26 protein-coding genes are annotated in these 24,971 nt (G+C 63.1%); 10 read left to right on the forward strand and 16 right to left on the reverse strand.

Translation table 11 applies throughout. The features are described from left to right. From A3OO_RS21455 to A3OO_RS0110080, 4 genes are all read right to left on the reverse strand, one after another. Positions 1-948: glycine--tRNA ligase subunit beta (locus A3OO_RS21455; protein WP_156824917.1), on the reverse strand; the 948-nt coding region annotated here is incomplete at its 3' end. A gap of 263 nt (positions 949-1,211) precedes the next feature. Beyond that, positions 1,212-2,174, reverse strand: a complete 963-nt coding sequence (gene trxB, locus A3OO_RS0110070) for a thioredoxin-disulfide reductase (RefSeq protein ID WP_018407718.1) — start codon at positions 2,172-2,174, stop codon at positions 1,212-1,214. 116 nt (positions 2,175-2,290) lie between these two features. Continuing rightward, positions 2,291-2,713 (reverse strand): hypothetical protein, encoded by a 423-nt coding sequence (locus A3OO_RS0110075; RefSeq protein WP_018407719.1) that lies wholly within the window; start codon positions 2,711-2,713, stop codon positions 2,291-2,293. Positions 2,714-2,797: 84 nt separating this feature from the next. Continuing rightward, on the reverse strand, positions 2,798-3,376 hold the full coding sequence (locus tag A3OO_RS0110080) for a hypothetical protein (protein ID WP_018407720.1): 579 nt from the start codon (positions 3,374-3,376) through the stop codon (positions 2,798-2,800). 427 nt (positions 3,377-3,803) lie between these two features. On the opposite strand from A3OO_RS0110080, the gene A3OO_RS0110085 reads away from it, so the two are divergent. Further along, complete coding sequence (locus A3OO_RS0110085; protein ID WP_018407721.1) at positions 3,804-4,154, forward strand: septal ring lytic transglycosylase RlpA family protein; 351 nt, start codon at positions 3,804-3,806, stop codon at positions 4,152-4,154. On the opposite strand, the gene A3OO_RS0110090 is transcribed toward A3OO_RS0110085, so the two are convergent. The 3 genes from A3OO_RS0110090 to olsB all read right to left on the reverse strand — a co-directional run bounded on the left by A3OO_RS0110090 (position 4,151) and on the right by olsB (position 6,815). Next, the gene (locus A3OO_RS0110090; RefSeq protein ID WP_018407722.1) at positions 4,151-5,014 is read right to left on the reverse strand and encodes a hypothetical protein; all 864 of its coding nucleotides are present in this window, start codon (positions 5,012-5,014) and stop codon (positions 4,151-4,153) included. The genes A3OO_RS0110085 and A3OO_RS0110090 overlap by 4 nt on opposite strands. A gap of 97 nt (positions 5,015-5,111) precedes the next feature. After that, the gene (locus A3OO_RS0110095; protein WP_018407723.1) at positions 5,112-5,684 is read right to left on the reverse strand and encodes a hypothetical protein; all 573 of its coding nucleotides are present in this window, start codon (positions 5,682-5,684) and stop codon (positions 5,112-5,114) included. A gap of 222 nt (positions 5,685-5,906) precedes the next feature. Next, the gene (gene olsB, locus A3OO_RS0110100) at positions 5,907-6,815 is read right to left on the reverse strand and encodes a l-ornithine N(alpha)-acyltransferase (RefSeq protein WP_018407724.1); all 909 of its coding nucleotides are present in this window, start codon (positions 6,813-6,815) and stop codon (positions 5,907-5,909) included. A gap of 129 nt (positions 6,816-6,944) precedes the next feature. Between olsB and A3OO_RS0110105 the strand changes: the two genes are divergently transcribed. The 3 genes from A3OO_RS0110105 (at position 6,945) to A3OO_RS23550 (ending at position 12,993) form a co-directional block, all read left to right on the forward strand. After that, on the forward strand, positions 6,945-7,502 hold the full coding sequence (locus A3OO_RS0110105) for a hypothetical protein (RefSeq protein ID WP_018407725.1): 558 nt from the start codon (positions 6,945-6,947) through the stop codon (positions 7,500-7,502). Between the two features lie 575 nt (positions 7,503-8,077). Beyond that, complete coding sequence (locus A3OO_RS0110115) at positions 8,078-11,722, forward strand: vitamin B12-dependent ribonucleotide reductase (protein ID WP_018407727.1); 3,645 nt, start codon at positions 8,078-8,080, stop codon at positions 11,720-11,722. 500 nt (positions 11,723-12,222) lie between these two features. Next, entirely contained in the window at positions 12,223-12,993 is a 771-nt protein-coding gene (locus A3OO_RS23550) for a hypothetical protein (protein WP_156824792.1), read from the forward strand. Between the two features lie 93 nt (positions 12,994-13,086). Here the strand turns inward: A3OO_RS23550 and A3OO_RS0110130 are convergent, their stop codons facing one another. Both A3OO_RS0110130 and A3OO_RS0110135 read right to left on the reverse strand, forming a co-directional pair. Beyond that, on the reverse strand, positions 13,087-13,356 hold the full coding sequence (locus A3OO_RS0110130) for a DALR anticodon-binding domain-containing protein (RefSeq protein ID WP_083909751.1): 270 nt from the start codon (positions 13,354-13,356) through the stop codon (positions 13,087-13,089). Positions 13,357-13,374: 18 nt separating this feature from the next. Then, on the reverse strand, positions 13,375-14,118 hold the full coding sequence (locus tag A3OO_RS0110135) for a lysophospholipid acyltransferase family protein (RefSeq protein ID WP_018407731.1): 744 nt from the start codon (positions 14,116-14,118) through the stop codon (positions 13,375-13,377). A 270-nt stretch (positions 14,119-14,388) separates the two neighbouring features. Between A3OO_RS0110135 and A3OO_RS0110140 the strand changes: the two genes are divergently transcribed. Continuing rightward, on the forward strand, positions 14,389-15,375 hold the full coding sequence (locus A3OO_RS0110140) for a hypothetical protein (RefSeq protein WP_018407732.1): 987 nt from the start codon (positions 14,389-14,391) through the stop codon (positions 15,373-15,375). A gap of 11 nt (positions 15,376-15,386) precedes the next feature. On the opposite strand, the gene A3OO_RS0110145 is transcribed toward A3OO_RS0110140, so the two are convergent. Together A3OO_RS0110145 and A3OO_RS0110150 are read right to left on the reverse strand one after the other, a co-directional pair. Then, positions 15,387-16,538 carry an extracellular catalytic domain type 1 short-chain-length polyhydroxyalkanoate depolymerase gene (locus A3OO_RS0110145; RefSeq protein ID WP_018407733.1) on the reverse strand — a complete coding sequence of 384 codons (1,152 nt, stop codon included), beginning with the start codon at positions 16,536-16,538 and terminating at the stop codon, positions 15,387-15,389. A 31-nt stretch (positions 16,539-16,569) separates the two neighbouring features. After that, positions 16,570-16,986 carry a hypothetical protein gene (locus tag A3OO_RS0110150; protein WP_026222870.1) on the reverse strand — a complete coding sequence of 139 codons (417 nt, stop codon included), beginning with the start codon at positions 16,984-16,986 and terminating at the stop codon, positions 16,570-16,572. Positions 16,987-17,197: 211 nt separating this feature from the next. Between A3OO_RS0110150 and A3OO_RS0110155 the strand changes: the two genes are divergently transcribed. The 3 genes from A3OO_RS0110155 (at position 17,198) to A3OO_RS0110165 (ending at position 19,408) form a co-directional block, all read left to right on the forward strand. After that, positions 17,198-17,749 carry an SRPBCC family protein gene (locus A3OO_RS0110155; protein ID WP_018407735.1) on the forward strand — a complete coding sequence of 184 codons (552 nt, stop codon included), beginning with the start codon at positions 17,198-17,200 and terminating at the stop codon, positions 17,747-17,749. 28 nt (positions 17,750-17,777) lie between these two features. Beyond that, positions 17,778-18,344, forward strand: a complete 567-nt coding sequence (locus A3OO_RS0110160) for an SRPBCC family protein (protein WP_040573798.1) — start codon at positions 17,778-17,780, stop codon at positions 18,342-18,344. 176 nt (positions 18,345-18,520) lie between these two features. Next, positions 18,521-19,408, forward strand: coding sequence for a YVTN family beta-propeller repeat protein (locus A3OO_RS0110165; RefSeq protein WP_018407737.1), 888 nt, complete (start codon positions 18,521-18,523; stop codon positions 19,406-19,408). Between the two features lie 5 nt (positions 19,409-19,413). On the opposite strand, the gene A3OO_RS0110170 is transcribed toward A3OO_RS0110165, so the two are convergent. After that, the gene (locus tag A3OO_RS0110170) at positions 19,414-20,622 is read right to left on the reverse strand and encodes an FAD-dependent oxidoreductase (RefSeq protein ID WP_018407738.1); all 1,209 of its coding nucleotides are present in this window, start codon (positions 20,620-20,622) and stop codon (positions 19,414-19,416) included. Positions 20,623-20,747: 125 nt separating this feature from the next. Between A3OO_RS0110170 and A3OO_RS0110175 the strand changes: the two genes are divergently transcribed. Together A3OO_RS0110175 and A3OO_RS21460 are read left to right on the forward strand one after the other, a co-directional pair. Continuing rightward, positions 20,748-21,155 carry an NADH:ubiquinone oxidoreductase subunit NDUFA12 gene (locus A3OO_RS0110175; RefSeq protein WP_018407739.1) on the forward strand — a complete coding sequence of 136 codons (408 nt, stop codon included), beginning with the start codon at positions 20,748-20,750 and terminating at the stop codon, positions 21,153-21,155. Positions 21,156-21,241: 86 nt separating this feature from the next. Further along, a complete protein-coding gene (locus tag A3OO_RS21460; RefSeq protein ID WP_018407740.1) occupies positions 21,242-22,000 on the forward strand; it encodes a DUF2155 domain-containing protein in 759 nt (252 codons plus the stop codon). On the opposite strand, the gene aat is transcribed toward A3OO_RS21460, so the two are convergent. The 4 genes from aat to accB all read right to left on the reverse strand — a co-directional run bounded on the left by aat (position 21,997) and on the right by accB (position 24,966). Beyond that, positions 21,997-22,665 carry a leucyl/phenylalanyl-tRNA--protein transferase gene (aat, locus tag A3OO_RS0110185; protein WP_018407741.1) on the reverse strand — a complete coding sequence of 223 codons (669 nt, stop codon included), beginning with the start codon at positions 22,663-22,665 and terminating at the stop codon, positions 21,997-21,999. The genes A3OO_RS21460 and aat overlap by 4 nt on opposite strands. A gap of 68 nt (positions 22,666-22,733) precedes the next feature. Beyond that, a complete protein-coding gene (locus A3OO_RS21465; RefSeq protein WP_040573406.1) occupies positions 22,734-23,054 on the reverse strand; it encodes an MliC family protein in 321 nt (106 codons plus the stop codon). Positions 23,055-23,072: 18 nt separating this feature from the next. After that, complete coding sequence (accC, locus tag A3OO_RS0110200) at positions 23,073-24,431, reverse strand: acetyl-CoA carboxylase biotin carboxylase subunit (protein ID WP_018407744.1); 1,359 nt, start codon at positions 24,429-24,431, stop codon at positions 23,073-23,075. Positions 24,432-24,444: 13 nt separating this feature from the next. Next, entirely contained in the window at positions 24,445-24,966 is a 522-nt protein-coding gene (gene accB / locus A3OO_RS0110205; protein WP_018407745.1) for an acetyl-CoA carboxylase biotin carboxyl carrier protein, read from the reverse strand. Positions 24,967-24,971: the final 5 nt, after the last annotated feature.

Below are 24,971 nucleotides of genomic sequence, written 5' to 3' on the forward strand. Positions count from 1 at the left end.
GCCTGGGGGAGCCGCTTCACCCCACCCCGCGCCTTCGGCGCGACCCTCCCCCTCAAGGGGAGGGTGGTTGCGCAACACGAAACATTTCTGGTTCACGCGGATCGTCGCCCGAATGACTTCCGGCGGAATGGAGAGGAAACTCTCGTCGAACGCGCCCATGAGCGTCACTGGCCATTCGACGAGTCCCGCGACTTCTTCGAGCAGGCCAGCGTCCTCGACAAGCTCCAGCCCTTGCGCGAAGGCGAGATCCTTCGCGTCATGCAGAATGATGTCGCGCCGGCGCGCCGGATCGATGACGACTTTGGCGCGCTCGAGCGAGAGCGCATAATCCTCGAAGCGCTTCACGCGAATGGGCTGCGGCGCCAGGAAGCGATGGCCGTGGGTCAAATTGCCCGATGCGATTCCGTCGACCTCGAAACGGACGACCTCGGGAGATTCCGTCTCCGGTCCGAAGGTCGCCACGATGGAATGGAGCGGCCGCACCCAGCGCAGCGAATCCCCGCGCTCGGACGCCGCGCCCCAGCGCATCGACTTCGGCCAGGGAAAGCTCTTGATGATCGCCGGCAGAATTTCAGCGAGAACGTCGATCGTCTCCGCGCCGGCGCGCTCGATGACGGCGAGATAAAACTCGGCGCCCTTCTTGTCCTTCGCGATCTTCGCCTGATCGAGCGAGGCGAGTCCGGCGCTCTTCAGGAAGCCGGCGACCGCCGCCTCCGGCGCGCCGACGCGCGGGCCTTTGCGCTCTTCGCGGATATCGGGCTGGCGCGAAGGCAGGCCGACCACTTGCAGCGCGAGACGGCGCGGCGTCGCATAAGCGGCGGCGCCCTCATAGGTCAGGCCGCGCTCCACGAGCGCATTGGTGACGAGCCGCTTCAGGTCGTCAGCCGCCTGCCGCTGCATACGCGCCGGAATTTCTTCGGAGAAGAGTTCGAGAAGGAGATCGGACATCTGCGCTTTTATGCTCTGCGCCTCATTCCCTCCGCCCGGTGCGGAAGACATGCGCCTGGGTTTATTCACCCTCCCCTAGAGGGGGAGGGTCGGACTGCGACGCAGTCCGGGGTGGGGTGAAAGCAGAGCTTTCATTCGGACGCTCGTACAGCGCGCCGCATATTGTGTCGAGCGCGCGCGTTGGGGTCGTCACCCCACCCCGCGCCTTCGGCGCGACCCTCCCCCTCAAGGGGAGGGTGGAGGCGGGCGCTTGTCGGAATATCTCAGGCGATTTCCTTGACCGCCGAGGTCGGCGCATCGAGGAGAAATTTCTCGACTTCGAGCGCCGCCATGCAGCCGAGGCCCGCCGCTGTGACGGCCTGGCGATAGACTTCGTCGGCGACGTCGCCGGCGGCGTAGACGCCCGGCATGCTGGTGCGCGTCGTTCCAGGCTCGACGGCGATGTAGCCCGATGGTTTGATCGTCAATTGGCCACGGAACAGTTCGGACGCGGGCGAATGGCCGATGGCGACGAAGACGCCGTCCGCCGCAAGCGTGTGAATCGCGCCGGTCGCGACATTCTTGACGCGCGCGCCGGTGACGCTCAGCGGGTTTTCGTCGCCGACGATCTCATCGATCACATGATTGAAGAGAATCGAGACATTCTCCTGCGCCAGCAGACGCTTCACCAATACGCGCTCGCTGCGGAATTCGTCGCGGCGGTGGATGATCGTCACATGCGACGCGAGATTGGAAAGATACAGCGCTTCCTCGACGGCGCTGTTGCCGCCGCCGACGACAAGCACTTTCTTGCCGCGAAAGAAAAATCCGTCGCAGGTCGCGCAGGCGGAGACGCCAAAACCCTTGAACCTTTCCTCGCTCGGCAGGCCGAGCCATTTCGCCTTGGCGCCGGTGGCGATGATGAGCGAGTCGCAGGTGTATGACTTGCCCGAATCTCCAGTGAGCCTGAACGGCCGCTCGTCGAGATGCGCCCCGATGATATGATCGGAGACGAGCTTCGTCCCGACATGTTCGGCCTGCAGGCGCATCTGCTCCATGAGCCAGGGCCCTTGGATCGGCTCGGCGAATCCGGGGTAGTTCTCCACCTCCGTCGTGATCATGAGCTGACCGCCCTGCTCGAAGCCGGCGATGAGCACCGGCTCGAGCAACGCACGGGCGGCGTAGATCGCCGCCGTATAGCCGGCCGGGCCGGAGCCAATGATGATGACGCGCGCATGATGCGGCATGAGGTGGCCTCGCGAGTGACGAAGCCCGCAATCTAGCTATTATCAGCGTCGCCGCAACCGCTCGGGCTGCCGGGCAGGCGGCCAATGCAAAAGGCCTCCCGGAAAATCGGAAGGGCTTACCAGCCCCAACCGCCGTCGCCGCCCCAGCCCGGGCAGACGTTCATCCATTGGCGTCGCCAGCCCCAATGGGTCCACACCCGGCGGATCTGATAGCAGTCGCCGTAGCCGGCGTTGGCGTAGCTGGGCCAGCCCCCGCCCCCAACGCCCGCGTCGTATCCCGGCGAATAGGCGGGCAGGTCTGTGCGGTAATAGCTCCAGCCCCAAGGCTCGCCCCAGCCCACCGGCCGGCCCGGGCCGGCGCGGCCGCCCCAACGGCCGGCCCAGTGGACGCCGGGCAGCACCGCGCCGCGGAAGCCGCCGCCGCCCCAGCCGAAGCCATGCCATCCGTCCCATCGCTGCGCCTGCGAGGCGCCGGAATGAGCTATTAAGCCAATGAGCAGAGCGCCGGTCGCGGCCGCCGCTTTAACTACTTTAGACATCTCCAGCTCCTCTCCGATGCAAAAACGCCCTCCCAGACCGGGAGGGCGCGTGTGTCTCAAAAATGCCGACGCGAAGCGATCGGCTTACCAGCCCCAGCCGGTGTTCCAGCCACCCCAACCGCCGCCCCAGCCGCTGTAGCAGACGTTCACCCACTGGGGCCGCCAGCCCCAATTGGTCCACACGTTGCGAAGCTGATAGCAGCCGCTGTAGCCGATGTTGGAATAATAGGACGAACCCCAACCCAAGCCGTACCCCGCTCCGATCAGGCCCGCGCCATACCAGGGCCAATAAGAGCGCGCCCAGGGGCGTCGCCAGCCCCAGCCGCCGCCCCAACCGCCGACCACAGGCCTGCCCCAGCCGCCGCCGCGCCAGCCGCCTCTAAAGCCGCCGCCGGGCAGAACCGCGCCACGGAAACCGCCGCCGAAACCACCGCCCCTGAAGCCGCCAAGTCCGCCGCCCCTGAAGCCGCCGCCACCGAAGCCGCCGCCGCCGAAGCCGCCGCCCCTGAACCCGCCGAACCCGCCACCGCCGAAACCGCCGCCGCCGAACCCGCCGCCTCGGCCGCCAAAGCCGCCCCTCTGCGCCTCAGCGAGGTCCGTATGGGCCAGCAACCCGATAACCAACGCGGCCGTCGCGACCGCCGTTTTGACCGATTGAGACATTTCCAGCTCCTGATCGTGGTCTCAAAGCATTTGCGCTGGCGGGCGAAAATCCATGCGCGGTCCTGGCGCGCTGAATATTCGCCGCCAACCCCGCCAACGTCACTAAATCGCGCGGGGCGCACGCACTTCAAGAAGTGCTGCGCTCTACGCTCGAGCAGGGGAAGGAGCCTCCCGATAAAAATAGTCCTGGAGTGTTGCGCTTATGTCGCAAGCCAAGAAGACAAGTTTATGCAAAGCGGTCATGACGATCAAAGACAAGAATAAGCAGTAATGGAACAATGTAGGTTTAAGCGCGGTTCCATCATTCTATTAAGTGCTCAGCGGATGGCGGCGTGACGCTTCTAAGCTCGCCATTGTTTGGTCACGAGCGATTTCTATTGGCCAGAGATCCGCGGAGTCGCTTGCGGCCCTTGCAAAGGAGAATGTTGTGAAAAGAGTCATGTCCGGAGTTCTGTCCCTTTGCGCCGCGAGCCTGCTCGCTCCGACGGCGACGCAAGCGGGCGAGTGGGTTGGCCAAGCGTCCTATTACGCGCACAGGGGGCGCACGGCGAGCGGCGCGCATGTCGGCGCTCTTACGGCGGCCCATCGGACATTGCCCTTCGGATCGAAGGTGCGGGTGACCAATTTGCATAATAATCGTTCGATCGTCGTCACGGTGAATGATCGCGGGCCTTTCACGCGCGGGCGGGTGATCGACGTTTCCGTCGCGGCCGCCGACAGCCTCGGCTTCCGATCGGCGGGCGTCGCGCATGTCAGGGTAGAGCAGGTCGCCAACTAATATCGCCACCAGAATGCGCTGATCAGACCGCGCTCGGCGGGCGAGTTGACGCCGCCAAGCGCGGCGATCGCGCCGATCTGCAACGAAAGCGACGCCGTCATGTCGTAAACCGCGCTCAACTGAAATTTCTGCGCGGCGACGACGCCAGCCGGGCCGCCTCTCGGCGCAAAGCCGGAGAAGCTTTGGGCGAGAAGCAGGATCGGGGGCAGGGGTCGTAGCCCAGCGGTGAGGTCGGCGCGGATCTCGTCGCCATTCTGTCCGCGCGACCGATAACCCAGCTGGGCGTCGACAAAGGCGGGAAAGCCGAAAAACTCGAAGGGCCGGCCGACGAGCAGCCGCAGGTCGGCCTGCACGGGATCGCGCATATCGAGGAACCGCCGCGCCGCCGGCGAGGCGGCCCGGACGCCCGCCTGCAGCGAGACGATGTAATCGCCCCAGGTGAAGAGCAGCGTGCGCGCGCCGAGCGCGCCCAATCCGAGGCCGTCATAGCGCGCGCCCGGCGGGCCCTGGAGCGACAGCGGCAGGCCGGCCTTGGCTTCCTCGACGAGCAGGTTGAGGTGGTCGTACGGCCCGGCAGCGCCGGAGAAATTCATATAGCCGCCTTCGGCGACGATCGTCAGCCAGTCAAAAAGGCCGTGCTCGACGTAGAGGCGCGTCTCGAACTTGCGATAGGAGGGCGTCTGGATCAGCCGGCCGCTGGCGTCATAGGCTTTGCGCGCGTCGGCGAAGGTCGTGGTGACGATCGCCTGCCCCTCTCCGGGCGGCATGAGCCACGCGCCAGCCAAGGCCGACTGCGCCGCCGCAACGACCCCAAAGCAAAAAACGATAAAAACCGCCAGGACACGCACAGCGACACGCATGGCGACACGCACAGCAACCCGCCCGCCGCCGATCCGCCGCGGGCCTTACAAGGCGATGCTAGAAGCGATCCGGGCTGTTGACAACCGACGGTTGCGCTTATGCTCCCACATGCGCATGCACGTCGCGGCCGCCGTGGCGCTGCATGATTTCCATCGCCGCGCGTTCTCGCTCCTCGTTCCAGACGCGGGCCCAAAGCAGCAGTCCGCCATGCTTCAATTGCGACTGCGCCCATTTGGTCTGACGGTCGCCGACGAGCTTTGAAACCAGCAGGCCCAAAACCCCGGCTGCGCCGCCGGTCAACAGTCCAACCGCAATGGCGCTCGTCAAAGACAGCGCCCAGGCAAGGGCGACTCCGGCGCCAATGAAGACGCCGACGTAGAACAGCACGCCGACGATCGAGGCCTTGCCGATATTGAGCGACTCGCTGTCGATGTATGGCGTGCGCGGCGCTCTGGGACTGTCTTCAAGCGCGTCGGCGCTCACATCCGTGTCGCCGAGCTTTTGGCGCACTGTGTCCTCTTCGGCGAGTAGGCTGATCTCCGAGCGGTCGAAACCGCCAGTGAGAAGATCGTCGATAGCCGACTGCAGCGTGTCGACGGTGTCGAACAGGCCGACGACCTCGCGCAGCTCATGGCGTTCTTCGGGTGTGGTGGCTCTCTTCGCGTCCATGTTTTTGCTCCTGCGCGGCGATTTCGCGCGCGGCCGCGCTCTTGATTAAACAGAGCGGCGCGGCCGGTCTTCAAGAGGCCACGAGCAGGGAAAAATCTTGAGGGCGACTCCGGAGAGCGGGGGCGGCCAGAGCGGGGCGGCGCTGCCGGCGCCCAGCCAGTTCAGCGCCTTGGACTGTGCAGCGCGCCGAGTGGCGGCGCGCGCGTCGGAAATGACAGAGCGCTAAGCGGCGCGGCGGTGCGGCGCGCCGCCGAAAAATTCCAGATAGCGCGCGTCGATCTCGGCGACCGGCATCACCACGAAAACATCCGTCGTGTTGAATTTGCGATCGACGACCGCGCCGTCGCCAAAACGCGCGCCGAGCCGCAGATAGCCTTTGATCAGCGGCGAGAGCGCGTCGCGCGCCTTGCGCGGATCGAATGCGTCGCGCGCCAGCATTCGCATCGGCGTGTGCAGCTCGTCTCGCGCGCTGACGCGCCACGTGTCTTCCGCCGGGGCGTAATGCGCCAGATAGCTCAAGGCCTGCGCGTGGGCGAGCGGATTGGCGCCGTGCAGGCTTGCGCAGCCGAACATCACATCGATGTCATGCGCCCGCACATAGGCGAGAAGCCCGCGCCATAGGAGTTCAATGGTGCGCTTGCCGCGGTAGGGCGCGAGCACGCAGGAGCGCCCGAGTTCCAGCGCGCGCTTGCCGGCGTGACGGGCGAGGAGCGGCCCGACGTCATATTCGCTCTCGGAATAGAAGCCGCCGGCCTTCTTCGCCATGTCGTCGCGCATCAGCCGATAGGCCCCGACGATCTTCGGCCTGATTTTGCCGCGCCGCGTCTGCGCCGCGTGATCGATGACGATGAGATGATCGCAATATTTGTCGAAACGGTCGGCGTCGCGGCGGGTGAAGGCCGTGCGCGCATCGGGAATGGCGCCGCCTTCCTTGTAGAAGACGTCGTAACGCAGGCGCTGCGCCTTGCGCACTTCCCTCTTGCCGCGCGCGAGCCGCACTTCCAGCGCGCCGAGACGGCCGAGCGTTTCACTGAGCGTTTTCTTGGCCGCTTTCTGCTTTTTTGCATCCGCTTGCGGAAAATTGACGAGGGCGAAGATCGTCTGACCGAAATCCGCGTTGACCGTCCACATGTGCGACTCGCTCCGCTGCGATCTCCCCGCTTGAAGATCACGGGGAGGCGAAGCTTTTGTGACGCGAGAATTGCTGCTGTGACGCGCCAGCTGCGGTTTACACTTGAACGTCTCGCTCCAGGAGTCCGAATGTTCAAATCTCAACTGATCTGCAGCGCGGCGATCTGCGCTTTTGTTTTCGCAACGGTCGCGGCGCAGGCGGAGCCGCTCCCTTCGCTCGGATGTTACGCGCGCGCCTATGACACGGCGCATCTTTCCGCCCATAAAAAGCAGATCGTCGACAAAGCGTGGCTGTCGATCGAGACGCGAAAAGACACGCCGCCCTATCCGTTTTCGGCGACGCTGCAATTTTCGACGAAGGGGCGGGGCAAGGCGACCTTCTCCACCTTCGGCGCCTGCAAAGAGGACCGCGGCGCCCTCTTATGCAACGCGTCGCTCTCCGCCGAGGAAACCGACCTCTGCAAGAGCAAGAACGACGGCGTGCGGCATTGCCGGATCGGCTACAGTGAGTCCGGCTCCTTCCGGATCGCCGCGCAGCCCGAGGGCGTGCTCGTGACAGTCGTCGAGCGGCTGGAAATGCCGGGGCCCGATGCGGGCGGGCGCTCCAGCTATCTCTATTTGAGCCCCGACAATGCGGAGAACCACGCCTTTCTGCTGAAGGCGGCGGACGCGAAGGCCTGCAAGTAGCGGCGGCGAGGCTTTGTTGTTTTGAGAGTATGGCGCTCGAGTGCGCATCCTCATCCTGAGGAGCCGCGAAGCGGCGTCTCGAAGGATGCTGCGGGAGTGCGACCCCTCGCCCTCGTGCTTCGAGACGCGTCCTACGGACGCTCCTCAGCATGAGGGCTAGGGGGACGGCAGCGCCCGCAAAAGTCCCGCTTGCCGAATCTGCGCAGATGCCGGACGCTCATTCCTGCCCGACTGAAGTTTTCCCCCTTATCCACTAACTTATCCACATGTTGTCGCTTTTTTAATTTTCATCACTATATCTTGACGTCGTCGCAAGACTCACGCAGTCTGGAGGCAACACGGAATGGCGACGCGGCGAACGATCTCAAGGACGTTCGGCGAGTTTTGGCGACAGCCGGACGAGAGCGTTGCTTTGCGTGGGCGTGATCCTCGTTTTCGGCGTGCTTTCAATCGCGGCGTATCCATCCGCGAGCGCGGGGCGCGCGTCTTTCGAGTTCAGAATTGGCAAAAATTGCGTCGCGGGCCAGCGAATGGCTGCGTGCGGGCGGACGCCTGCGCTTTGAGGGGATGAGACGATGAAAATTGAGCGGCGCTACACCAAGGCGGGCGAATCCCCCTATGCGAACATTCCGTTCCGCACGACGAAGAGCGAGATCCGCAACCCCGACGGCTCCATCGTCTTTTCCCTCGACAATATCGACGTCCCCAACCAGTGGAGCCAGGTCGCGGCCGACGTTCTGGCGCAGAAATATTTCCGCAAGGCCGGCGTGCCGGCGCGCTTGAAGCGCGTCGAGGAGAACGCCGTGCCGTCCTTCCTGTGGCGCTCCGTCGCCGACACGGAAGCGCTCAGCGAACTTCCCAAGGACCAGCGCAACGGCTCCGAAATCTCGGCCAAGCAGGTCTTCGACCGTCTCGCCGGCGCCTGGACCTATTGGGGCTGGAAGGGCGGCTATTTCGACGCCGAGGAAGACGCCCAGGCGTTCAGCGACGAGCTTCGCTACATGCTCGCCATGCAGATGGCGGCGCCCAATTCGCCGCAATGGTTCAACACCGGCCTGCACTGGGCCTACGGCGTCGACGGCCCAAGCCAGGGGCATTTCTACGTCGACTACGCCAATGGCAAGATGGTGAAGTCGAAATCGGCCTATGAGCATCCGCAGCCGCACGCCTGCTTCATCCAGTCGATCGCCGACGATCTCGTCAATGACGGCGGCATCATGGATCTCTGGGTGCGCGAGGCGCGGCTGTTCAAATATGGTTCCGGCACCGGCACCAATTTCTCCAAGCTGCGGGGCGAGAAGGAGAAGCTTTCGGGCGGCGGCTCGTCCTCTGGCCTGATGTCCTTCCTCAAGATCGGCGACCGCGCGGCGGGCGCGATCAAATCCGGCGGCACGACGCGGCGCGCGGCGAAAATGGTCGTCGTCGACATCGACCATCCCGACGTCGAAGCCTTCATCGACTGGAAGGTGAAGGAGGAGGAGAAGGTCGCCGCGCTGGTCACCGGTTCGAAGATCGTCAAGAAGCATCTGAAGGCGATCATGCGCGCCTGCATGAACTGCGAAGGCCCCGGCGACGACTGCTTTAACCCCGAGATCAATCCGGCGCTGAAACGCGAGATCAAGCTCGCGCGCAAAAACGACGTGCCGGACAATTACATCAAGCGCGTCATTCAGTTCGCCAAGCAGGGCTATAAGGACATTCACTTCGACACCTATGACACGGACTGGGACAGCGAAGCCTATCTCACCGTCTCGGGTCAGAACTCCAACAACTCCGTGCGCGTCACGGACGCGTTCCTGCAGGCGGTCGAGAAGGACGACGACTGGAGCCTCATCAAGCGCCTCGACGGCAAGACGGCGAAGACGCTGAAAGCCCGCGATCTGTGGGAGAAGATCGGCTACGCCGCCTGGGCGTCCGCCGATCCGGGAATCCAGTTCCACACGACGATCAACGACTGGCACACCTGCCCGGCGGGCGGCGCTATTCGCGCATCCAATCCGTGCTCGGAATATATGTTCCTCGACGACACGGCCTGTAATCTCGCCTCGCTCAATCTGCTGCAGTTCCGCGATCTCGAGACCAAGCGCATCGACGTCGAGTCCTATGAGCACGCCGTGCGGCTGTGGACCGTGGTGCTCGAAATCTCGGTGCTGATGGCGCAGTTTCCCTCAAAGGAAATCGCGCAGCTGTCCTATGACTACCGCACGCTGGGCCTCGGCTTCGCCAATGTCGGCGGACTGTTGATGTCGTCTGGCGTCGCCTATGACAGCGACGCCGGTCGCGCCATCGCCGGCGCGCTTTCGGCGATCATGACGGGCGTCTGCTACGCGACCTCGGCGGAGATGGCCAAGGAGCGCGGCCCCTTCGCGCGCTTCATGGAGAATCGCGAGGCGATGCTGCGGGTCATCCGCAATCATCGCCGCGCCGCGCATGGCGAACGCGTCGGCTATGAGCAGCTCGCGATCGCGCCCGTGCCGCTCGACGTCGCCTCCTGCCCCGATCAGCTCTTGGTCGAACGCGCAGCCGCCGCCTGGGACAAAGCGCTCGCGCAAGGCGAGCTCTACGGCTATCGCAATGCGCAAGTCACCGTCGTCGCGCCGACCGGCACCATCGGCCTGGTGATGGACTGCGACACCACCGGCATCGAGCCCGATTTCGCGCTGGTCAAATTCAAGAAGCTCGCGGGCGGCGGCTATCTCAAGATCGTCAACCGCGCCGTGCCGGAAGGGCTGCGCTCGCTCGGCTATCGCGAGAGCGAGATCGCCGAGATCGAGGCCTATGCCGTCGGCCACGCCTCGCTCTCCAACGCGCCGGCGATCAACACCACGAGCCTGCGGGCGAAGGGTTTCACGGACGAGAAGATCGCGGCGGTGGAAGGAGCGCTGCGCAGCGCCTTCGACATCAAATTCGTCTTCAACAAATGGACGCTCGGGCAGGATTTTCTCACCGGCGTGTTGAAAGTGCCAGCGGCCGCGCTCGACGACAAGAACTTCGATCTGCTGACGCATCTGGGGTTCTCGCGCGCCGACATCGACGCCGCGAATGTGCATATCTGCGGCGCGATGACTCTGGAAGGCGCGCCGCATTTGAAGCGCGAGCATTATCCCGTGTTCGACTGCGCCAATCCCTGCGGGCGCACCGGCAAGCGCTATCTCCTGGTCGACTCGCATATCCGCATGATGGCGGCGGCGCAGCCCTTCATCTCGGGCGCGATCAGCAAGACCATCAATATGCCGAATGACGCCTCGATCGAGGATTGCGAACAGGCCTATCTGCTGTCGTGGCGCCTCGGGCTCAAGGCCAACGCGCTCTATCGCGACGGCTCCAAGCTCTCGCAGCCGCTCTCGGCGCAGCTCATCGCCGGCGACGACGACATCGACGCGATGGACGTCGTCGAGGAACTCGTCACCGCCAATATGCCGGCGCGCGCGGCGGCCATCGCCGAACGCATCGTCGAGCGCGTCGTGCATCAGGTGATCCGCGAGCGCGAGAAGCTGCCGAACCGGCGCAAGAGCTACATTCAGAAGGCGACGGTCGGCGGCCACAAGGTCTATCTGCACACGGGCGAATATGAAGACGGGCGGCTCGGTGAAATCTTCATCGACATGCACAAGGAAGGCGCGGCCTTCCGAAGCCTGATGAATAATTTCGCCATCGCGATATCGCTCGGCCTGCAATATGGCGTGCCGCTCGAGGAATATGTCGACGCCTTCACCTTCACCCGCTTCGAACCCGCGGGTCCGGTGCAGGGCAATGACGCGATCAAATATGCGACCTCGATCCTCGACTATGTGTTCCGCGAGCTGGCCGTCTCCTATCTCGGCCGCAACGATCTCGCTCATGTCTCGCCCGAAGACGTCGGCCATGACGTGCTCGGCAAGGGCCAGCATGAGGGCAAGGCGCCGGAGACGAACTCCGTCGTCTCGCGTGGTCTGCTGCGCTCCAAGACCGACCGGCTGATGGTGGTGCAGGGCGGCGGGGCGACAGCCTTAAAGGCCGAGCCGACGCCCGAAGTCGTCCATGACGCGGACGACCCGACCTCGACGCTCGGCTGGACCGAGCCGACGAAGACCGTCACCGGCGTCGCCGAAAAACGCGCCGAAGCGCGCATGAAGGGCTATGTCGGCGAAGCCTGTCCCGAGTGCGCGAATTTCACGCTGGTGAGGAACGGCACGTGTTTGAAATGCGAGACGTGTGGGGCGACGACGGGGTGTTCGTGAGAGAGCGTCGTTTGTGGTCGCTACTCAGTCTCGTCAGACATATTTGCGGGGTCTTTGCATATGAATTCAAAGCTGCACATCAACGCTAGCCTCGGATTGATTGAAGTTGAAGGCGACGCGAGCGTTGTCCTTAAAATCTACGACGATCTGAGGGACTTACTCCGCGAACGCTTTGGCAATGCGGCATGCATACCGCCGGACGCTAACGAGTCGCTTGCTGCCGCCTCTGAGACTGCGAATGCTGCCTCCGCTGCAAAGCGCCCCAGAACCGTATCCAAGCGAAACGGGCCGAGCTGCGGGGAACGAATCCTAAATTTGCAATCTGCATTTTTTAAGACCCCGCAGTCCAACGGGGAGATTGGCGAAGGTCTCAAAGAGAAAGGTCACACCTATCAATCCAACCAAATCGCAGCGGCACTTACGAGTTTAACCAAAGCTGGAAAGCTACGCAGAACGAAGACCGATGGCATATGGAAATACACAAACCCCTAGCGTTGTGAATGACGACCGATATTTCGATCGCACTCGGAAACATCCCTTCTCAAATCCGAGGCCCCTTGATATCCGAGTATGAAGAGGCTCTGAGAGCTTCATTGCACTCGGATTGGGAAAAACTTGGTCTAAAGGCAGGAAAGTTCTGCGAAATAGCCTACTGCGTTTGCCACGGTTTCTCATCAGGAACGTATGCAGCTTCCCCGTTCAAGCCAAAGGACATGCGATCCGCTTGCGCTGATCTTGAGAAACTGCCGCAGAATGCCTTTCCTCGAGCCGTAAGAATACAGATTCCACGGTTGCTGATAGCCCTGTACGAGATGCGAAATAACAGGGCCATCGGCCACGCCGGCGGGGACTTAGAGCCCAATCAAATGGACGGTCTATTATTTTTGCAAGGAATGAAGTGGATTTTGGCTGAGTTTGTCCGAATGTTTTACAGCTGCGACATCAACAGCGCACAACAAGTGGTTGATAGCCTAGCAACGCGCTGGAACCCTGTTTTTTGGGAAAAGGACGGCAAAAAGGTTCTATTGCATCAGAACGCGACGGCTGCCGAAAGGACAGTAATCACCTTGTATTTTTCTGACCTTAAGGCACCCCGTATAGACGTGCAGAGATGGGTTGAGTACGCAAATGCGACTGATTACAAAAGAAAAGTCTTGAAGCCACTTCATTCAAAACGGCCGATCTTTTTCGATAATAGGAGCGATGCTATTGACCTGCTTCCCCCAGGAATTTCTTGGGCAGAACAGCTCCTTCGCAAGCTCGCAAAATAGTCGGGTGACCCCGGGCGGGGACTGCTTGGATCCGGCTAGCATTTTACTGATGAGCGGGAAAAGCCCACGCTCTCGAAGAGCGATGAATTCGGGCTAAGCCGCCCCCGCCTCTCCGGCGATCTTGCCGAAGTCGGCGACGCCCATCATCACGCGGCGGAGCTCGGCCAGGAGGCGCAGGCGGTTCAAGCGCAGATCGGCGTTCTCGGCGTTGACCGTCACATCGTCGAAGAAGGCGTCGACCGGCTCGCGAAGGTTTGACAGCACGTGCATAGCGCCGACGAAATCTTCCTTGGCAAGATGTTCCGCAGTTTCTTCGCGCACGCGGGCGATGGCTGCAGCGAGCTTATGCTCCTGCGGCTCGATTGCGGCGCGCTTCCTGCGCTAGAGCGACGCCAGCAACTCGCGTACGCTCGCGCGCGTCTCCATTGCCAGCGTCTTTCGATCCTTGCCTGCAGTCTCGACGTCCTCGCCAAAGGCGATGTGACACTGCGTACGGCCGCGCTTCATCAAGCGCCACAGATGCGGCAGGAAGGTCATGTCGCCATACCAGCCGACATCTATCCTCTCCAACCCGTCTGAATAAGAGATCGCCACAGGCGCGAGCGTCGGCGCTTCACCGCGCGCCGTCATGGCTTCGAGCGGCGCGAAATGCGCCGAGCGAAAGGCAAGAACATCAGCGCCGTCGCTCGACGTGCCTTCCGGAAAGACGACGAGATCGCCGCCCGCGCGCAGCACATCGGCGAGCGCCTCATTGACGCGCGCAATATCCTGCTTGGCGCCGCGCTCGACGAAGATCGTGCCTTGCAGCCGCGCGAGCAGTCCGAGCACAGGCCAACTCGCGACTTCGCTCTTCGCGAGAAAGACAAAGGGGTAGAGGCTCGCGAGCGCGATGATGTCGGTCCATGACACATGGTTGGCGACGACAAAGCGCGGCGCCGTCAAAGGCAGGGCGCCGCGCGCCTCGACCTTTATGCCGATGACGGCGCAGACCACGCGGCAGAAGCGCGTCTGGATCGCGTGCTGAATCGGCCAGCCGCGCCGGCGCGCCAGCGCCTGTAGCGGAACAAGGAAGAGAAGGGCGCCCGTCAGCGTGAGGGCAAAGGCGAGCGCGCGCAGATAGGGCATGGCGCGCAGATGCAGCGCCTGTAAGACAGGCGCATGACAAGCACATTGCTAGTTCCCGTTGACAAGGGGCCTGGCGGTCGCTCAACCTGGAGTGGATAGCGCCAAAAACATTTGGAGCCGCTCGTGGAAGCATCTGGCAAACCCAAGCCCGACGGCGGCGGCGGTGAAATTCGATCACCTCGACCGCCGGGACCGCCTGATCCGGGGCCGCCAGCTCCGATCCCGCATCCGAATGCACCGAGTTAATGGCAGTGCATTAAGAGGGCTCGGATGTCGGAAATCCTGAAGACGCTGTGGGGAAGGCTTTATGCGTGGGCTTTCTCGAGCGCTTTAGTGCTCGGGTACTACTGGCTTGTCGTCTATCCGAAGGCCCACGCGCTACATGGCTGGCTTCCCACTAGCCTGGACTCCGAGGCGGCGGTGACCTTTGTGTCCATTACCGGAGCTATCGCAATCTTCCTGTCGTCCCTCTCTACTCAACTCTACCGCATCCTCGAAGGTTATCTTCTCTGGCCGCGGTGGCTCAAGGAGCGGAGGGTGAAGCGACACTTGGACATTAAACGAGCACGCGCAAGAGGCATTCAAGGGGCTCAATCCGGATGGCTTTTTGGTCTGCAGTTAGAAGATTATGCTCGCTATCCATTGCGGGATGATCAGGTCGTGCCGACCAAATTTGGGAATGCGATTAGGTCTTTCGAGACGTATGGGAAGACCAGGTTCAATCTCGATTCACAAACTTTGTGGCACGAATTGTGTTCCGTTTCTCCAAAATATATTCAAACAGAAATCAGTAGCGCCCAATCGTCCGTCGACTTCTTCGTTGCGCTGTTCTTTCTCAGCGGCGGATTCGGGTTTGCGACCATAATCACCGCATTTTATGAGAAATTTGATCTGTCCATACTGGCCCTCTCTACTCCGTTATTTCTGTTAATGGCGCTATCGCACTGGATCGCGGTAAGGACGATTGATGCTTGGGCCTTCGCGGTTCAAGCTCTTGTCAACATCGGGCGCATCAAACTTGCCGACAGCCTGGGTCTCATTCTTCCCGAAACTCTTGAAGAAGAGAAAGCGATGTGGGGACTAGTGACCGCCTATGTCTTTTTCGCTAGGCCGGAGGAAGGCGCGAAACTCGACCAGTTCAGAAAAAAGAAAGAAAGGATTGCGCCGCGTCGCCAGCAAACTCCTCACGACGAAGATGATATAACAGCGAGCGCATCCGAGGAGGAGCAAGAATCAGGCGACGGCGATTGCGCATGACAGCGCCGGCGCTACCGCGCCGCCGATGCATCCGCTAGGAAAAACCGCACCATTTCGCGTGAAGCCTCAGGGCCGTGACGATCGGCGAAGGACCCGTCGGGATTGCCGCCCGACCAGGCGTGGCCGAGCCCCTCGACAGCCCAATGCTCCAGCTGCGGCACGCCGCGCGCGTCGGCGATGACGGTGCGGCTGTAATTGCGGCCGCCCGCCGATCCGGTCTCGCGCGTTTCGCGCGCGAGCGAATCGGCAAGATCGAGCCGAGCCCCTGCAATGATCGTTTCCCCGTTGGTCGGATGCACCTTCTGGTCGGCTTCGCCGTGGAAAACGATTGTCCGCACGTAGTCGTCAGACAGCGACCTGCGCGCCGCGCCGAGTTCGAACTTACCGCCCATCGCCGCGAAGGCGGAGGCGACGTCGCTCGCCGAGCCGTGCGCGAGGCCGGAATGTATGCCCACTGCGGCGTAGAGTTCCGGATAGGTCGCGGCCATGGTCGCGGCCATGGCGCCGCCGGCCGACAAACCCGCCACATAGACGCGCGACTCATCGACGCGCCATTCCGCCATGATGGCGCGGGTCATGCCGGCGATGAGGCTGGGCTCGCCCTTCTCGCGGGTCTGATCCGCCGGGTTGAACCAGTTCCAGCAGCCCATCTGATTGGCCGTGGTCGACTGCGCGGGATAGGCGACGATGAAACCATGTTCTTCAGCCAGCTCATTCATTCGCGAGCCGACGGCGAAGTCGTCGGGATTCTGCGAGCAGCCGTGAAGCATCACGATCAAAGGCCGTTCGCCGTCTCCAAGGCCATCGGGCGCATAGACCTTATAGTCGCGGGCGCCGGCCGGGCCGACATAGCTGCGCGAGAGGTAGGCGGCGCCCGGCGGAACGTCGATTTTGGGGGCTTGTCGCAGGCCGACGAGCGGCGCGCCGCTTTGATTGAGGCCCGGAAGACCGGCATGGCGCAGCAACTCCACCGTCTCGCCGAGCGGACGGCGCAGACGAAACGTCGGGGGATGCGGCTCGGCATGCGCGGCCGGCTGCGGCGTCGGCGTCGCAGCGCCGCCGGCCGTCAGCGCGCCCATCAGCACGCGCGTCGCTTCCGCGAGATTTCGCTCGCGCGTCAATTGCGTCGCCCTGTTGAAGGCGCTCGTCAGGAGGTCTTTCATTTTGTCTACGCCTCGCGGGAGAGTGAGAAGGTCAACTGATGCGGTCCTGGAGCGCCGCCTTGACGGTCTTGCTCGCTTGCAGCGCGCCGAGCACCGTGATGGATTCGATGGTCTCGCGCGCGAGTTCCGGCGTGACGTCTTCGGCGATGGACGCCAGTCCCAGGACATGGATCCGCAGCCTGCGGCCGGCCGCCTTTACGGTCTCGAGGTCTTCGCGGCTGTAGTGGCGCAAGCCGAGTTCCATCGTGTTCCGCACGATGGACTGTTTGACTGCGTCCGAATGCGCGCTGAGCTGGTTGCGGATGGCCGTGCGGATGAAGTCGGTGCGGTTGGAGTAGAAGCCTTCGCGCACCAGGAGATCGATATGGCCGAGATCGACATATCCGACATTGATCGTGATTTTCTCTGCCTCCGGCGGTCTTTCTCGTAATTTGTGTAAGTCCGCCATCGCCATCCTCTCACCATCTGTCTGGATGGTATATGGATGGTGATTAGTTTGGGCGCAAGTGGCGCGCACGACCTTTATGCCATAGTCGACCTGACGACTGCGCCCGCGCGGTCGAGTTCTTCGCTACTCTTGACGCCGCCGCTTTAGGCGCCCTTATGTGCGCCTGCCCGCTCACACTGGCGGCCAAGATCAGGCTTTCTGGGAGATCCTAATGACGTTTGTGCTTGCGCGCCGCGCATGTGTCGTTGCGGCCCTGTCGCTGTTTTCCGCCGGGCTGCTCGCCGGTCCCGCCTTCGCGCACGGCCCGTCGCGCCAGAAGGTCGTCGAAAAGATCGAAATCGACGCCCCGGCCGCGAAGGTCTGGGAGATCGTCGGCAATTTCCAGGATTGGAACTGGCATCCCGCTATTGCAAAGACGGAAGGGACGGGCGGCAACGCCGTCGACGCGAAGCGCAAGCTGACCCTCAAGAACGGCGGCACAATCGACGAGACGCTGACGAAATATGACGCCGACGGCAAGTCGCTGAGCTACAAGATCGACGCCGTCGACGTGAAAGTGCTGCCGGTCAATAACTACGCTGCGACGATCAGCGTGAAGGAAGACGGCGGCAAGAGCGTCGTCGAATGGAAGGGCGCGTTTTATCGCGGCTTCATGAACAATGATCCGCCGCCGGAACTTTCCGACGAGGCCGGGCTGAAGGCGGTGAGCGACATTTACAAATCCGGTCTTGCCGCGTTGAAGGCCAAGGCGGAGAGCAAGTAAGCGCCGCGCCATGCGCCAAGCGTCGGTCATGATCGCGGTCACGCGCCGGCTCATCCTTGGCGCTGCGGCGGGGCTCGCGGTGTTTCTGCCGATCGCCGCAGTCGCGGCGCATGGCGCGTCGCCGCTGAAAGTCGTCGAGACGACGATCGTGGATGCGCGGCCGGACAACGTCTGGGCGGTCGTCTCTGACTTCGCTCACGCCGACTGGCTGCCGGGCGTCGCCCGTATAGAAGCATCGGGCGACGATGTTCCCGATCAGGCGCGGCGCAGGCTGATCATGGCCGACGGCGGCGTCATTGAGGAGCTGCTGACGAAGCGCGACGCCGAGCGGATGCTGCTTGGCGTGCATCGCGAAGGCGATGATGTGAAGCGGTTGCCGGCGACGAATTACACCGCGCTGATTACGTTGCGGCCGGCCGAAGGCGGCAAGACGCAAGTCGAATGGAAGGCGCGCTTCTACCGCGGCTATCCCAACAACGACCCGCCGCCGGAATTGAACGACGACGTCGCCATCGCCGCGGTCACCGCGATGCAGCGCGCCTATCTCGCCGCCTTGAAGGCGAAGGTGGAAGCGAGCGTTCCCTCTCCCCGCTAATAGCGGGGAGAGGGCTAGGGTGAGGGGCTTGGTGATTTTCCGAACCTATGGCGCATGATCGGATGTATAGGACAAATGCCCCGGCCCCTCACCCTAACCCTCTCCCCGTAAACGGGGAGAGGGGATGGGCGCGTGCCTTACTCGCCGGTCTCTTTGTTGTTCTGGCTTCACCCGCCATGGCCGACGAGGCCTTCGTCACGGCGCAAGGCGCCGACGCGCTCTCGATCGTCGATCTTTCCAAAATGCAGACCGTCGCGACGCTGCCCATCGGCGGCAAACCGGCCGGAGTCGCGGTGTCGCGCGACGGCGCGCGCGCCTTCATCACTAGCCCCGAAGGCAAGTTTCTCACCGTCATCGACGCGGCGACCCGCACCATCGAGAAGCGCATTCCGGTCGCAGGCGGGCCGCTCGGCGTCGCCGTGAGCCCCGACGGCAAGCGCGTCTATATCGCCGACCTCTATGGCCGGCGCCTCGTCGAGATTGATCTGGCGAATGGCGCGCAGCGCAGCGTCGGCGTCGGCGCAATGGCGTCGGGCGTCGCCGTCACGCCGGACGGCAACACGATTGTCGTCGCCGACCGCGACGACAATGCGCTTTCCATTATTGACGCGGCGACGCTTTCACGCGTCGCGACCATACCGGTCGGCAAGCATCCCTTCGGCGTGACGATCGACGCCGCCGGCGCGCGCGCCTATTCGGCGAACGTGGAGTCGGATGACCTCAGCGTCATCGACCTCGCGCCTCGCAAAGTCGTCGCGACGCTCAAATGCGGCAGCCGGCCTTACACGGTGGCGCTCGCCAAGGGCCGTGTCTTCGTTGCCAATCAGCATGCCGACAGCGTCAGCGTCTTCGACGCCGAGACCTTGGCGCCGCTTCAAACTCTGAAGGTCGGCGAATATCCGGAAGGGCTTGCGGTCAGCGGCGACGGCGCGCGAGTCTATGTCGCCAATTGGTTCTCGAACGAACTCTGGGCGCTCGACGCGCAGACGCTGAAAGTTCTCGGGAAAGCCCAGACCGGCGACGGCCCGCGCGCTTTCGGCGCCTTTATTCGCGACGCCGATTGACGGGCTTACGTTTGGATGTGCTCGGGCCGCACGCCGAGACCGATGAGCCGCGCCGGCAGTCTGCGCAGCAGCGGCACGGCGTTAAGGAGTCGCAGCGCCAGCAGTGCGTCCAAGGGTTTTTGCGCGGAGAGCACGCTGCGCACCACGCGATTCTGGATGGCGAGCTGAAGTGCCTGCGTCACGCGGGTCGGAAACTCCCGCCGGCGCTGCACGGCGCGCACGTCCTCATCGCTTAGCGCATCGTCGCGCAGCTTCGTGGAAAGGAGATTGGCGGCGGCGACGGCGTCCTGGATCGCCAGGTTCACGCCGACGCCGCCGACGGGCGACATGGCGTGCGCGGCGTCGCCGATGCACAGAAATCCGGGGCGGCTCCACGTCTTGAGCCGATTGACCTGAACGGTCAGTAGGCTCACGTCGGTCCAATCCTTAAGCGCGCTGACGCGATCGGCAAGGAAGGGCGTTAAGCCGGCGATGGAGTCGCGGAATGTCTCGATGCCTTTCTCGCGCAATTTTTCGGCGTCGCCTTTTGGAATGACGCAGCCACACTGCCAATAGGCGCCGCGATCGATCATCGCGAGCATGCGACCCGGCGCGATTCGGCCGAAGCTTTCGTCGGGATCGCTCTCCTTGCGCGGCAGTTTGAACCACAGCACGTCCATCGGCGCGCCGAAGTCCTCGACGGGGAGCTTCGCGTCCTCTCGCATCCGTGAGCTCCGCCCGTCGGCGGCGATGACCAGCTTGGCCTTGATCTTCAGTTCTCCTTCCGGCCCATTCGCCGAAACGCCGCAGATGCGGTCGCCATCGAACAGGAGGTCGTCGCCAGCGGTCTGCATGAGAAGGCGGAAATTCGGCAGCGTGCGCGCATGCTCAGCAATGAAATCGAGAAAATCCCACTGCGGCATGAAGGCGATGAAATTGCACGTGCCGGGGAGGCTCGAAAAGTCGGCGACTTTGTATTGACGCTCGCCGATCCAAGCCGAAAGCTCATAGGTCTTGTGGTGCGGAAGCCGCAGGAATTCATCGAGAAGGCCGAGTTCGTCCATGATGCGCAGCGTCGACGGGTGAATCGTGTCGCCGCGAAAGTCACGCAGAAAGTCGGCGTGTTTTTCGAGGACGATGACGTCAACGCCGGCGCGCGCGAGCAGAAATCCGGCCATGAGCCCGGCAGGGCCGCCGCCGACGACGCAGCATTGGGTCGAAAGTGTCGCGGACATGCTGTCCTCCGTCTGGGGGCGTCGCAAGCGGAAGCGCGAGCGGCTTGATTGCGGGGTTGCGGCAAGGCTGGACATTGGCGCCATCAGACGCAATAAGGGGCCACAAAATCGAGGACGCCAAATACATGTCCTATATCGTTCGCTTCTTCACCTGGTGGAACCGCGCCACGCTCAGCACCGGCCTGTGGACGCTGCTGTACGGCGAGCGCGTCGGCGAAGATGAATTCGGCAATGTTTATTACCGTCGGCGCGGCGGTAAGATCGATTCCGCGCTCGGCTTTGAACGGCGCTGGGTGATCTATAACGGCTATTGCGAGGGTTCGGCGACGCCGCCCGGATGGTATGGCTGGCTGCACCACACGGTGGATACGTCGCCGACGGACGAGACCTATCGGCCGCGCGCCTGGGAGCTTCCGCATCAGGCCAATTTGACCGGAACGCCGCAGGCCTATCGGCCGCCGGGCTCTCAGCTTGCGCTGGGCGAGCGGCCGCCCGCCGGCGGCGACTACGCCCCCTGGCGGCCCGAAGGCTGAGCGGCGCTCTCCTTGGAAAGGCCTTTCTTGCCTGCTTTCGTCCCCGGCTTGTTTTTGAGGCGGGCGGAGAATCATGCGGTGATCGGATGAAGTTGCCCTTATCCCTGACGCCAGCGGCTGTCGGCGCGTGGGCTTTTTTTGCGGTCGCAGCGTCAGCCGAGCCGATCCGGCATCCGACCGCGATCTTCGCCGGCCTCGACAAGACAACTGGCCGCATCATCAATTTTGACGTCGCGATCGACGAAACCGTGCAGTTCGGCGCCCTTCAGGTGACGCCGCGCGTGTGCAACACGCGACCGCAGACCGAAACGCCGCAGACGACCAGCTTCGTCGAGGTGGACGAACTCATCCTCAAGCCGGAACGCCGGGGCGACCCCAAGCCCGAATCGGTCAAGACCGACGCTAAACAAGAGGCGAAGCGCGTCTTCTCGGGCTGGATGTTCGCCGCAAGTCCCGGTCTCCACGGGGTCGAACATCCCGTCTATGACGTCTGGCTGGTCGACTGCAAAGGCGGCAAGGAGACGGTCGCGCCGCCCGCTGAGGCGGCCGCGCCGGCGGCTCAGCCTGCCGAGGCCGAGGCGACCACCGCTCTCGAAGGCGCCAGCGGCAAGAAGCGCCGCTCGAGGAGAGTTGAACCGACGGCGCCGCCGCCAATGGAAAATCAGCCGATCGGGCCCGTCGATCAGGCCGCTCCGGCGCCCGTCGAGCCTGAGGCGGCTCCTGCGCCAGCGGAAGATCCTGCCGCCTCGCCGACAGGCGGACGCAAGAAGAAGAAGCGGCGCGCCGAACAGCCCAGTCCCGCTGCGGCGCCGCCTCCAGCGAGCAGCCCGCTGTTTCCCTTCTAATCCGCGAGCGCGGCCAGCGCCTGAGCGCCGCTCACGGGCGCGTTCTTGGGCCAGACGTTGAAGTTGGCCTTCTCTGGAAGCGCCTGCTCGAGCGCGCGATGATATTCCTCGCGTGAAACCTCGATCGCGCCGAGCGAGGCGAGATGCGGCGTAATGAATTGCGTGTCGAGCAGCTGGAAGCCGCCCGCCCGTAATCGCCCCATCAGGTGGACAAGCGCGACCTTTGAGGCGTCGCGCTCCAGATGGAACATGCTCTCCCCGAAAAACGCGCTTCCGAGAGCGACGCCGTAGAGCCCCCCGACGAGACGCCCATCGAGGCGGCATTCGACCGTATGTGCGAAGCCGATATCGAACAACTCGCGATAAAGCCTGTGAATTTCGGCGTTGATCCAGGTCCGCTCACGTCGAAACGCGGGAGCGGCGCAAGCTTCGATCACCGCGTCGAAATCGCGATCGACGACAACCTCGAAGCGATCGGACCGTACGGTCTTGGCCAGGGAGCGCGACACGATGAAGTCATCGAGCGGAAAGATCGCGCGCCGCTCCGGATCGACCCAGTAGAGCTGATCGTCGTCAGCGCTCTCGGCCATCGGGAAAAGCCCGATGGAATAGGCGCGGAGCAGAAGATGCGGGGTGATCGCATAGGGGGCGTTGAGGCGGGACATATACTCAAGGATAGCGGCGCGAGAACGCCGCGCCACCCTCGGCGGCGAGTTTCTTTAAAGAAATCGAATTAATTATGCGTCGTGCAGTTGAGCTTCGCGCCCCGCCACTCCACCATCGCGTCGTCGCCCTTGTTCCAGAACTCGATATTCTTTGCGACGTAGCGCGCGCCGCTCGCGGCCATGGCCTGTTTGGCCATCACAGTCTCGCCTTTAAAGACAAGTTTGGCGCGATTGGCGTTCGCGCCAAGGAAAGTGACGCTCAGAGCCGCGTTGGGATCGCCCGAACAAGTGAAGACGAAGGGACCGCGCATGGTAGTTTTTGCGTGGGCGGATGAGAGCGGCGCAGCTGCCGCCAGAACCGTTGCGACGATGACCAAGGATCGGTTCATCTTCTTCCACCCTTCGCTCTAAAATCCGGGCTCGATGCCGCCCGTCGCCAGAAAATGCTCCAACCAATGAATGTCGTAAATTCCGTTTTGAACGTCGGCGTTGCGCACGAGCGTGCGGAACAGCGGAAGCGTCGTATCGATGCCGTCGACGATAAATTCATCGAGCGCGCGCCGCAGTCGCATCAGCGCTTCCGTTCGGTTGCGCCCGTGAACGATCAGTTTTCCGATGAGCGAGTCGTAGTTGGAGGGGATCGTATAGCCCTGATAGACCGCTGAATCGACGCGGACCCCGACGCCGCCGGGCGGATGGTAATAAGCGATGCGCCCCGGCGAGGGCCTGAAGCTCGTGGGGTGCTCGGCGTTTACGCGGCATTCGATGGCGTGGCCGTAGAACCACATGTCTTGCTGTCGCAGGGAGAGCGGCGAGCCTGCCGCGACCCGGATCTGTTCGCAGACGAGATCGACGCCGGTGATCGCCTCCGTCACGGGATGCTCGACCTGAATGCGCGTATTCATCTCGATAAAATAGAATTCGCCGTTTTCGTAGAGAAACTCGATTGTGCCGGCGCCGGCGTATTGCATGTCTCGCATGGCGCGCGAGCAGATCTCGCCGATCTCCGAACGCTGGGCGTCGTTGAGCGCGGGCGAGGGGCTCTCTTCCCAGATCTTCTGGTGTCGGCGCTGGAGCGAACAGTCGCGCTCGCCGAGGTGCACCGCCTGGCCCTTGCCGTCGCCGAAAATCTGAAACTCGATATGACGCGGCTTTTCGAGAAATTTCTCGATGTAGACCGTATCGTCGCCGAACGCGGCCTTTGCTTCGGTGCGCGCGGTGGCGATTGCGATGGGAAGGTCATGCGCGTCGCGCGCGACCTTCATGCCGCGGCCGCCGCCGCCGGACGCCGCCTTCACCAGAACGGGAAAGCCGATCCTTTCGGCGACCTTCAGCGCTTCCTTTTCGCTCAGGATCGGCCCTTCGGAGCCAGGCACGCAAGGAATGCCAAGTTTCTTGGCCGTCGCCTTGGCTTCGATCTTGTCGCCCATCAGGCGGATGTGCTCGGATTTCGGGCCGATGAAGGTGATGTTGTGTTCTTCGAGAATCTCCGCGAAGCGCGCGTTCTCCGAAAGGAAACCGTAGCCCGGATGCACGGCGTCCGCGCCGGTGATTTCGCAGGCGGAGAGCAGGGCAGGAATATTGAGATAGGAGTCGCGGGCGGGGGCAGGCCCTATGCAGACGGACTCGTCGGCGAGCTTGACGTGCATGGCGTCGGCGTCGGCGGTCGAATGCACGGCGACCGTTGCGACGCCTAATTCCTTGGCTGCGCGCAGGATGCGCAGCGCGATTTCGCCGCGGTTGGCGATAAGGATCTTGTCGAACATCTCTTACCGCCGCCTACTCGATCACGAGGAGAGGTTCGCCGTATTCCACTGGCTGGCCGTCCTCGACCAGTATGGCCGTCACAATGCCGGATTTGGTGGCGACGATGTCGTTGAAGGTCTTCATCGCCTCGATCAGCAAGAGCTTGTCGCCGAGCGAAACGCGCGCGCCGATCTCGACGAAGGGCTTTGCGTCGGGGTTCGGCCGAAGATAGGCGGTGCCGACCATGGGCGACTTCACAGCATCCAGGTATTCGGGGGGCTCCGTGACGGGAGCCGGGGATGTGACCGGCTTTGCCGTTGGCGGCGGCAGGGGTTGGACCGACGGCGCGACGACGCTCGCGATTGCTGCGGCAGGCGTGCGCGCCGCGCGGATACGCAAATCGCCCTTCTCCACCTCAAATTCGGTCAAATTGCAGTTTGCGACGAGCTCCGCAATCGTGCGCAGCAGATCCGCGTCGATGACGGGCGCGGGCGCGGAGACCGACGCCGGTTTGCGGGAGGAAGCGGTTCGAGGCGGTTGAGCTTTGCGCGCCATAAGTG

This window comes from Methylocystis rosea SV97, from assembly GCF_000372845.1.
GTDB classification, from domain to species: Bacteria; Pseudomonadota; Alphaproteobacteria; order Rhizobiales; family Beijerinckiaceae; genus Methylocystis; species Methylocystis rosea.

Coding starts and splice junctions, on each gene's coding strand:
- trxB (WP_018407718.1), bottom strand. CDS start 2,174: ATGCCGCATCATGCGCGCGTCATCATCATTGGCTCCGGCCCGGCCGGC.
- A3OO_RS0110075 (WP_018407719.1), bottom strand. CDS start 2,713: ATGTCTAAAGTAGTTAAAGCGGCGGCCGCGACCGGCGCTCTGCTCATT.
- A3OO_RS0110080 (WP_018407720.1), bottom strand. CDS start 3,376: ATGTCTCAATCGGTCAAAACGGCGGTCGCGACGGCCGCGTTGGTTATC.
- A3OO_RS0110090 (WP_018407722.1), bottom strand. CDS start 5,014: ATGCGTGTCGCTGTGCGTGTCCTGGCGGTTTTTATCGTTTTTTGCTTT.
- A3OO_RS0110095 (WP_018407723.1), bottom strand. CDS start 5,684: ATGGACGCGAAGAGAGCCACCACACCCGAAGAACGCCATGAGCTGCGC.
- olsB (WP_018407724.1), bottom strand. CDS start 6,815: ATGTGGACGGTCAACGCGGATTTCGGTCAGACGATCTTCGCCCTCGTC.
- A3OO_RS0110105 (WP_018407725.1), top strand. CDS start 6,945: ATGTTCAAATCTCAACTGATCTGCAGCGCGGCGATCTGCGCTTTTGTT.
- A3OO_RS0110115 (WP_018407727.1), top strand. CDS start 8,078: ATGAAAATTGAGCGGCGCTACACCAAGGCGGGCGAATCCCCCTATGCG.
- A3OO_RS23550 (WP_156824792.1), top strand. CDS start 12,223: ATGACGACCGATATTTCGATCGCACTCGGAAACATCCCTTCTCAAATC.
- A3OO_RS0110135 (WP_018407731.1), bottom strand. CDS start 14,118: ATGCCCTATCTGCGCGCGCTCGCCTTTGCCCTCACGCTGACGGGCGCC.
- A3OO_RS0110140 (WP_018407732.1), top strand. CDS start 14,389: ATGTCGGAAATCCTGAAGACGCTGTGGGGAAGGCTTTATGCGTGGGCT.
- A3OO_RS0110145 (WP_018407733.1), bottom strand. CDS start 16,538: ATGAAAGACCTCCTGACGAGCGCCTTCAACAGGGCGACGCAATTGACG.
- A3OO_RS0110150 (WP_026222870.1), bottom strand. CDS start 16,986: ATGGCGGACTTACACAAATTACGAGAAAGACCGCCGGAGGCAGAGAAA.
- A3OO_RS0110155 (WP_018407735.1), top strand. CDS start 17,198: ATGACGTTTGTGCTTGCGCGCCGCGCATGTGTCGTTGCGGCCCTGTCG.
- A3OO_RS0110160 (WP_040573798.1), top strand. CDS start 17,778: ATGATCGCGGTCACGCGCCGGCTCATCCTTGGCGCTGCGGCGGGGCTC.
- A3OO_RS0110165 (WP_018407737.1), top strand. CDS start 18,521: ATGGCCGACGAGGCCTTCGTCACGGCGCAAGGCGCCGACGCGCTCTCG.
- A3OO_RS0110170 (WP_018407738.1), bottom strand. CDS start 20,622: ATGTCCGCGACACTTTCGACCCAATGCTGCGTCGTCGGCGGCGGCCCT.
- A3OO_RS0110175 (WP_018407739.1), top strand. CDS start 20,748: ATGTCCTATATCGTTCGCTTCTTCACCTGGTGGAACCGCGCCACGCTC.
- A3OO_RS21460 (WP_018407740.1), top strand. CDS start 21,242: ATGAAGTTGCCCTTATCCCTGACGCCAGCGGCTGTCGGCGCGTGGGCT.
- aat (WP_018407741.1), bottom strand. CDS start 22,665: ATGTCCCGCCTCAACGCCCCCTATGCGATCACCCCGCATCTTCTGCTC.
- A3OO_RS21465 (WP_040573406.1), bottom strand. CDS start 23,054: ATGAACCGATCCTTGGTCATCGTCGCAACGGTTCTGGCGGCAGCTGCG.
- accC (WP_018407744.1), bottom strand. CDS start 24,431: ATGTTCGACAAGATCCTTATCGCCAACCGCGGCGAAATCGCGCTGCGC.
- accB (WP_018407745.1), bottom strand. CDS start 24,966: ATGGCGCGCAAAGCTCAACCGCCTCGAACCGCTTCCTCCCGCAAACCG.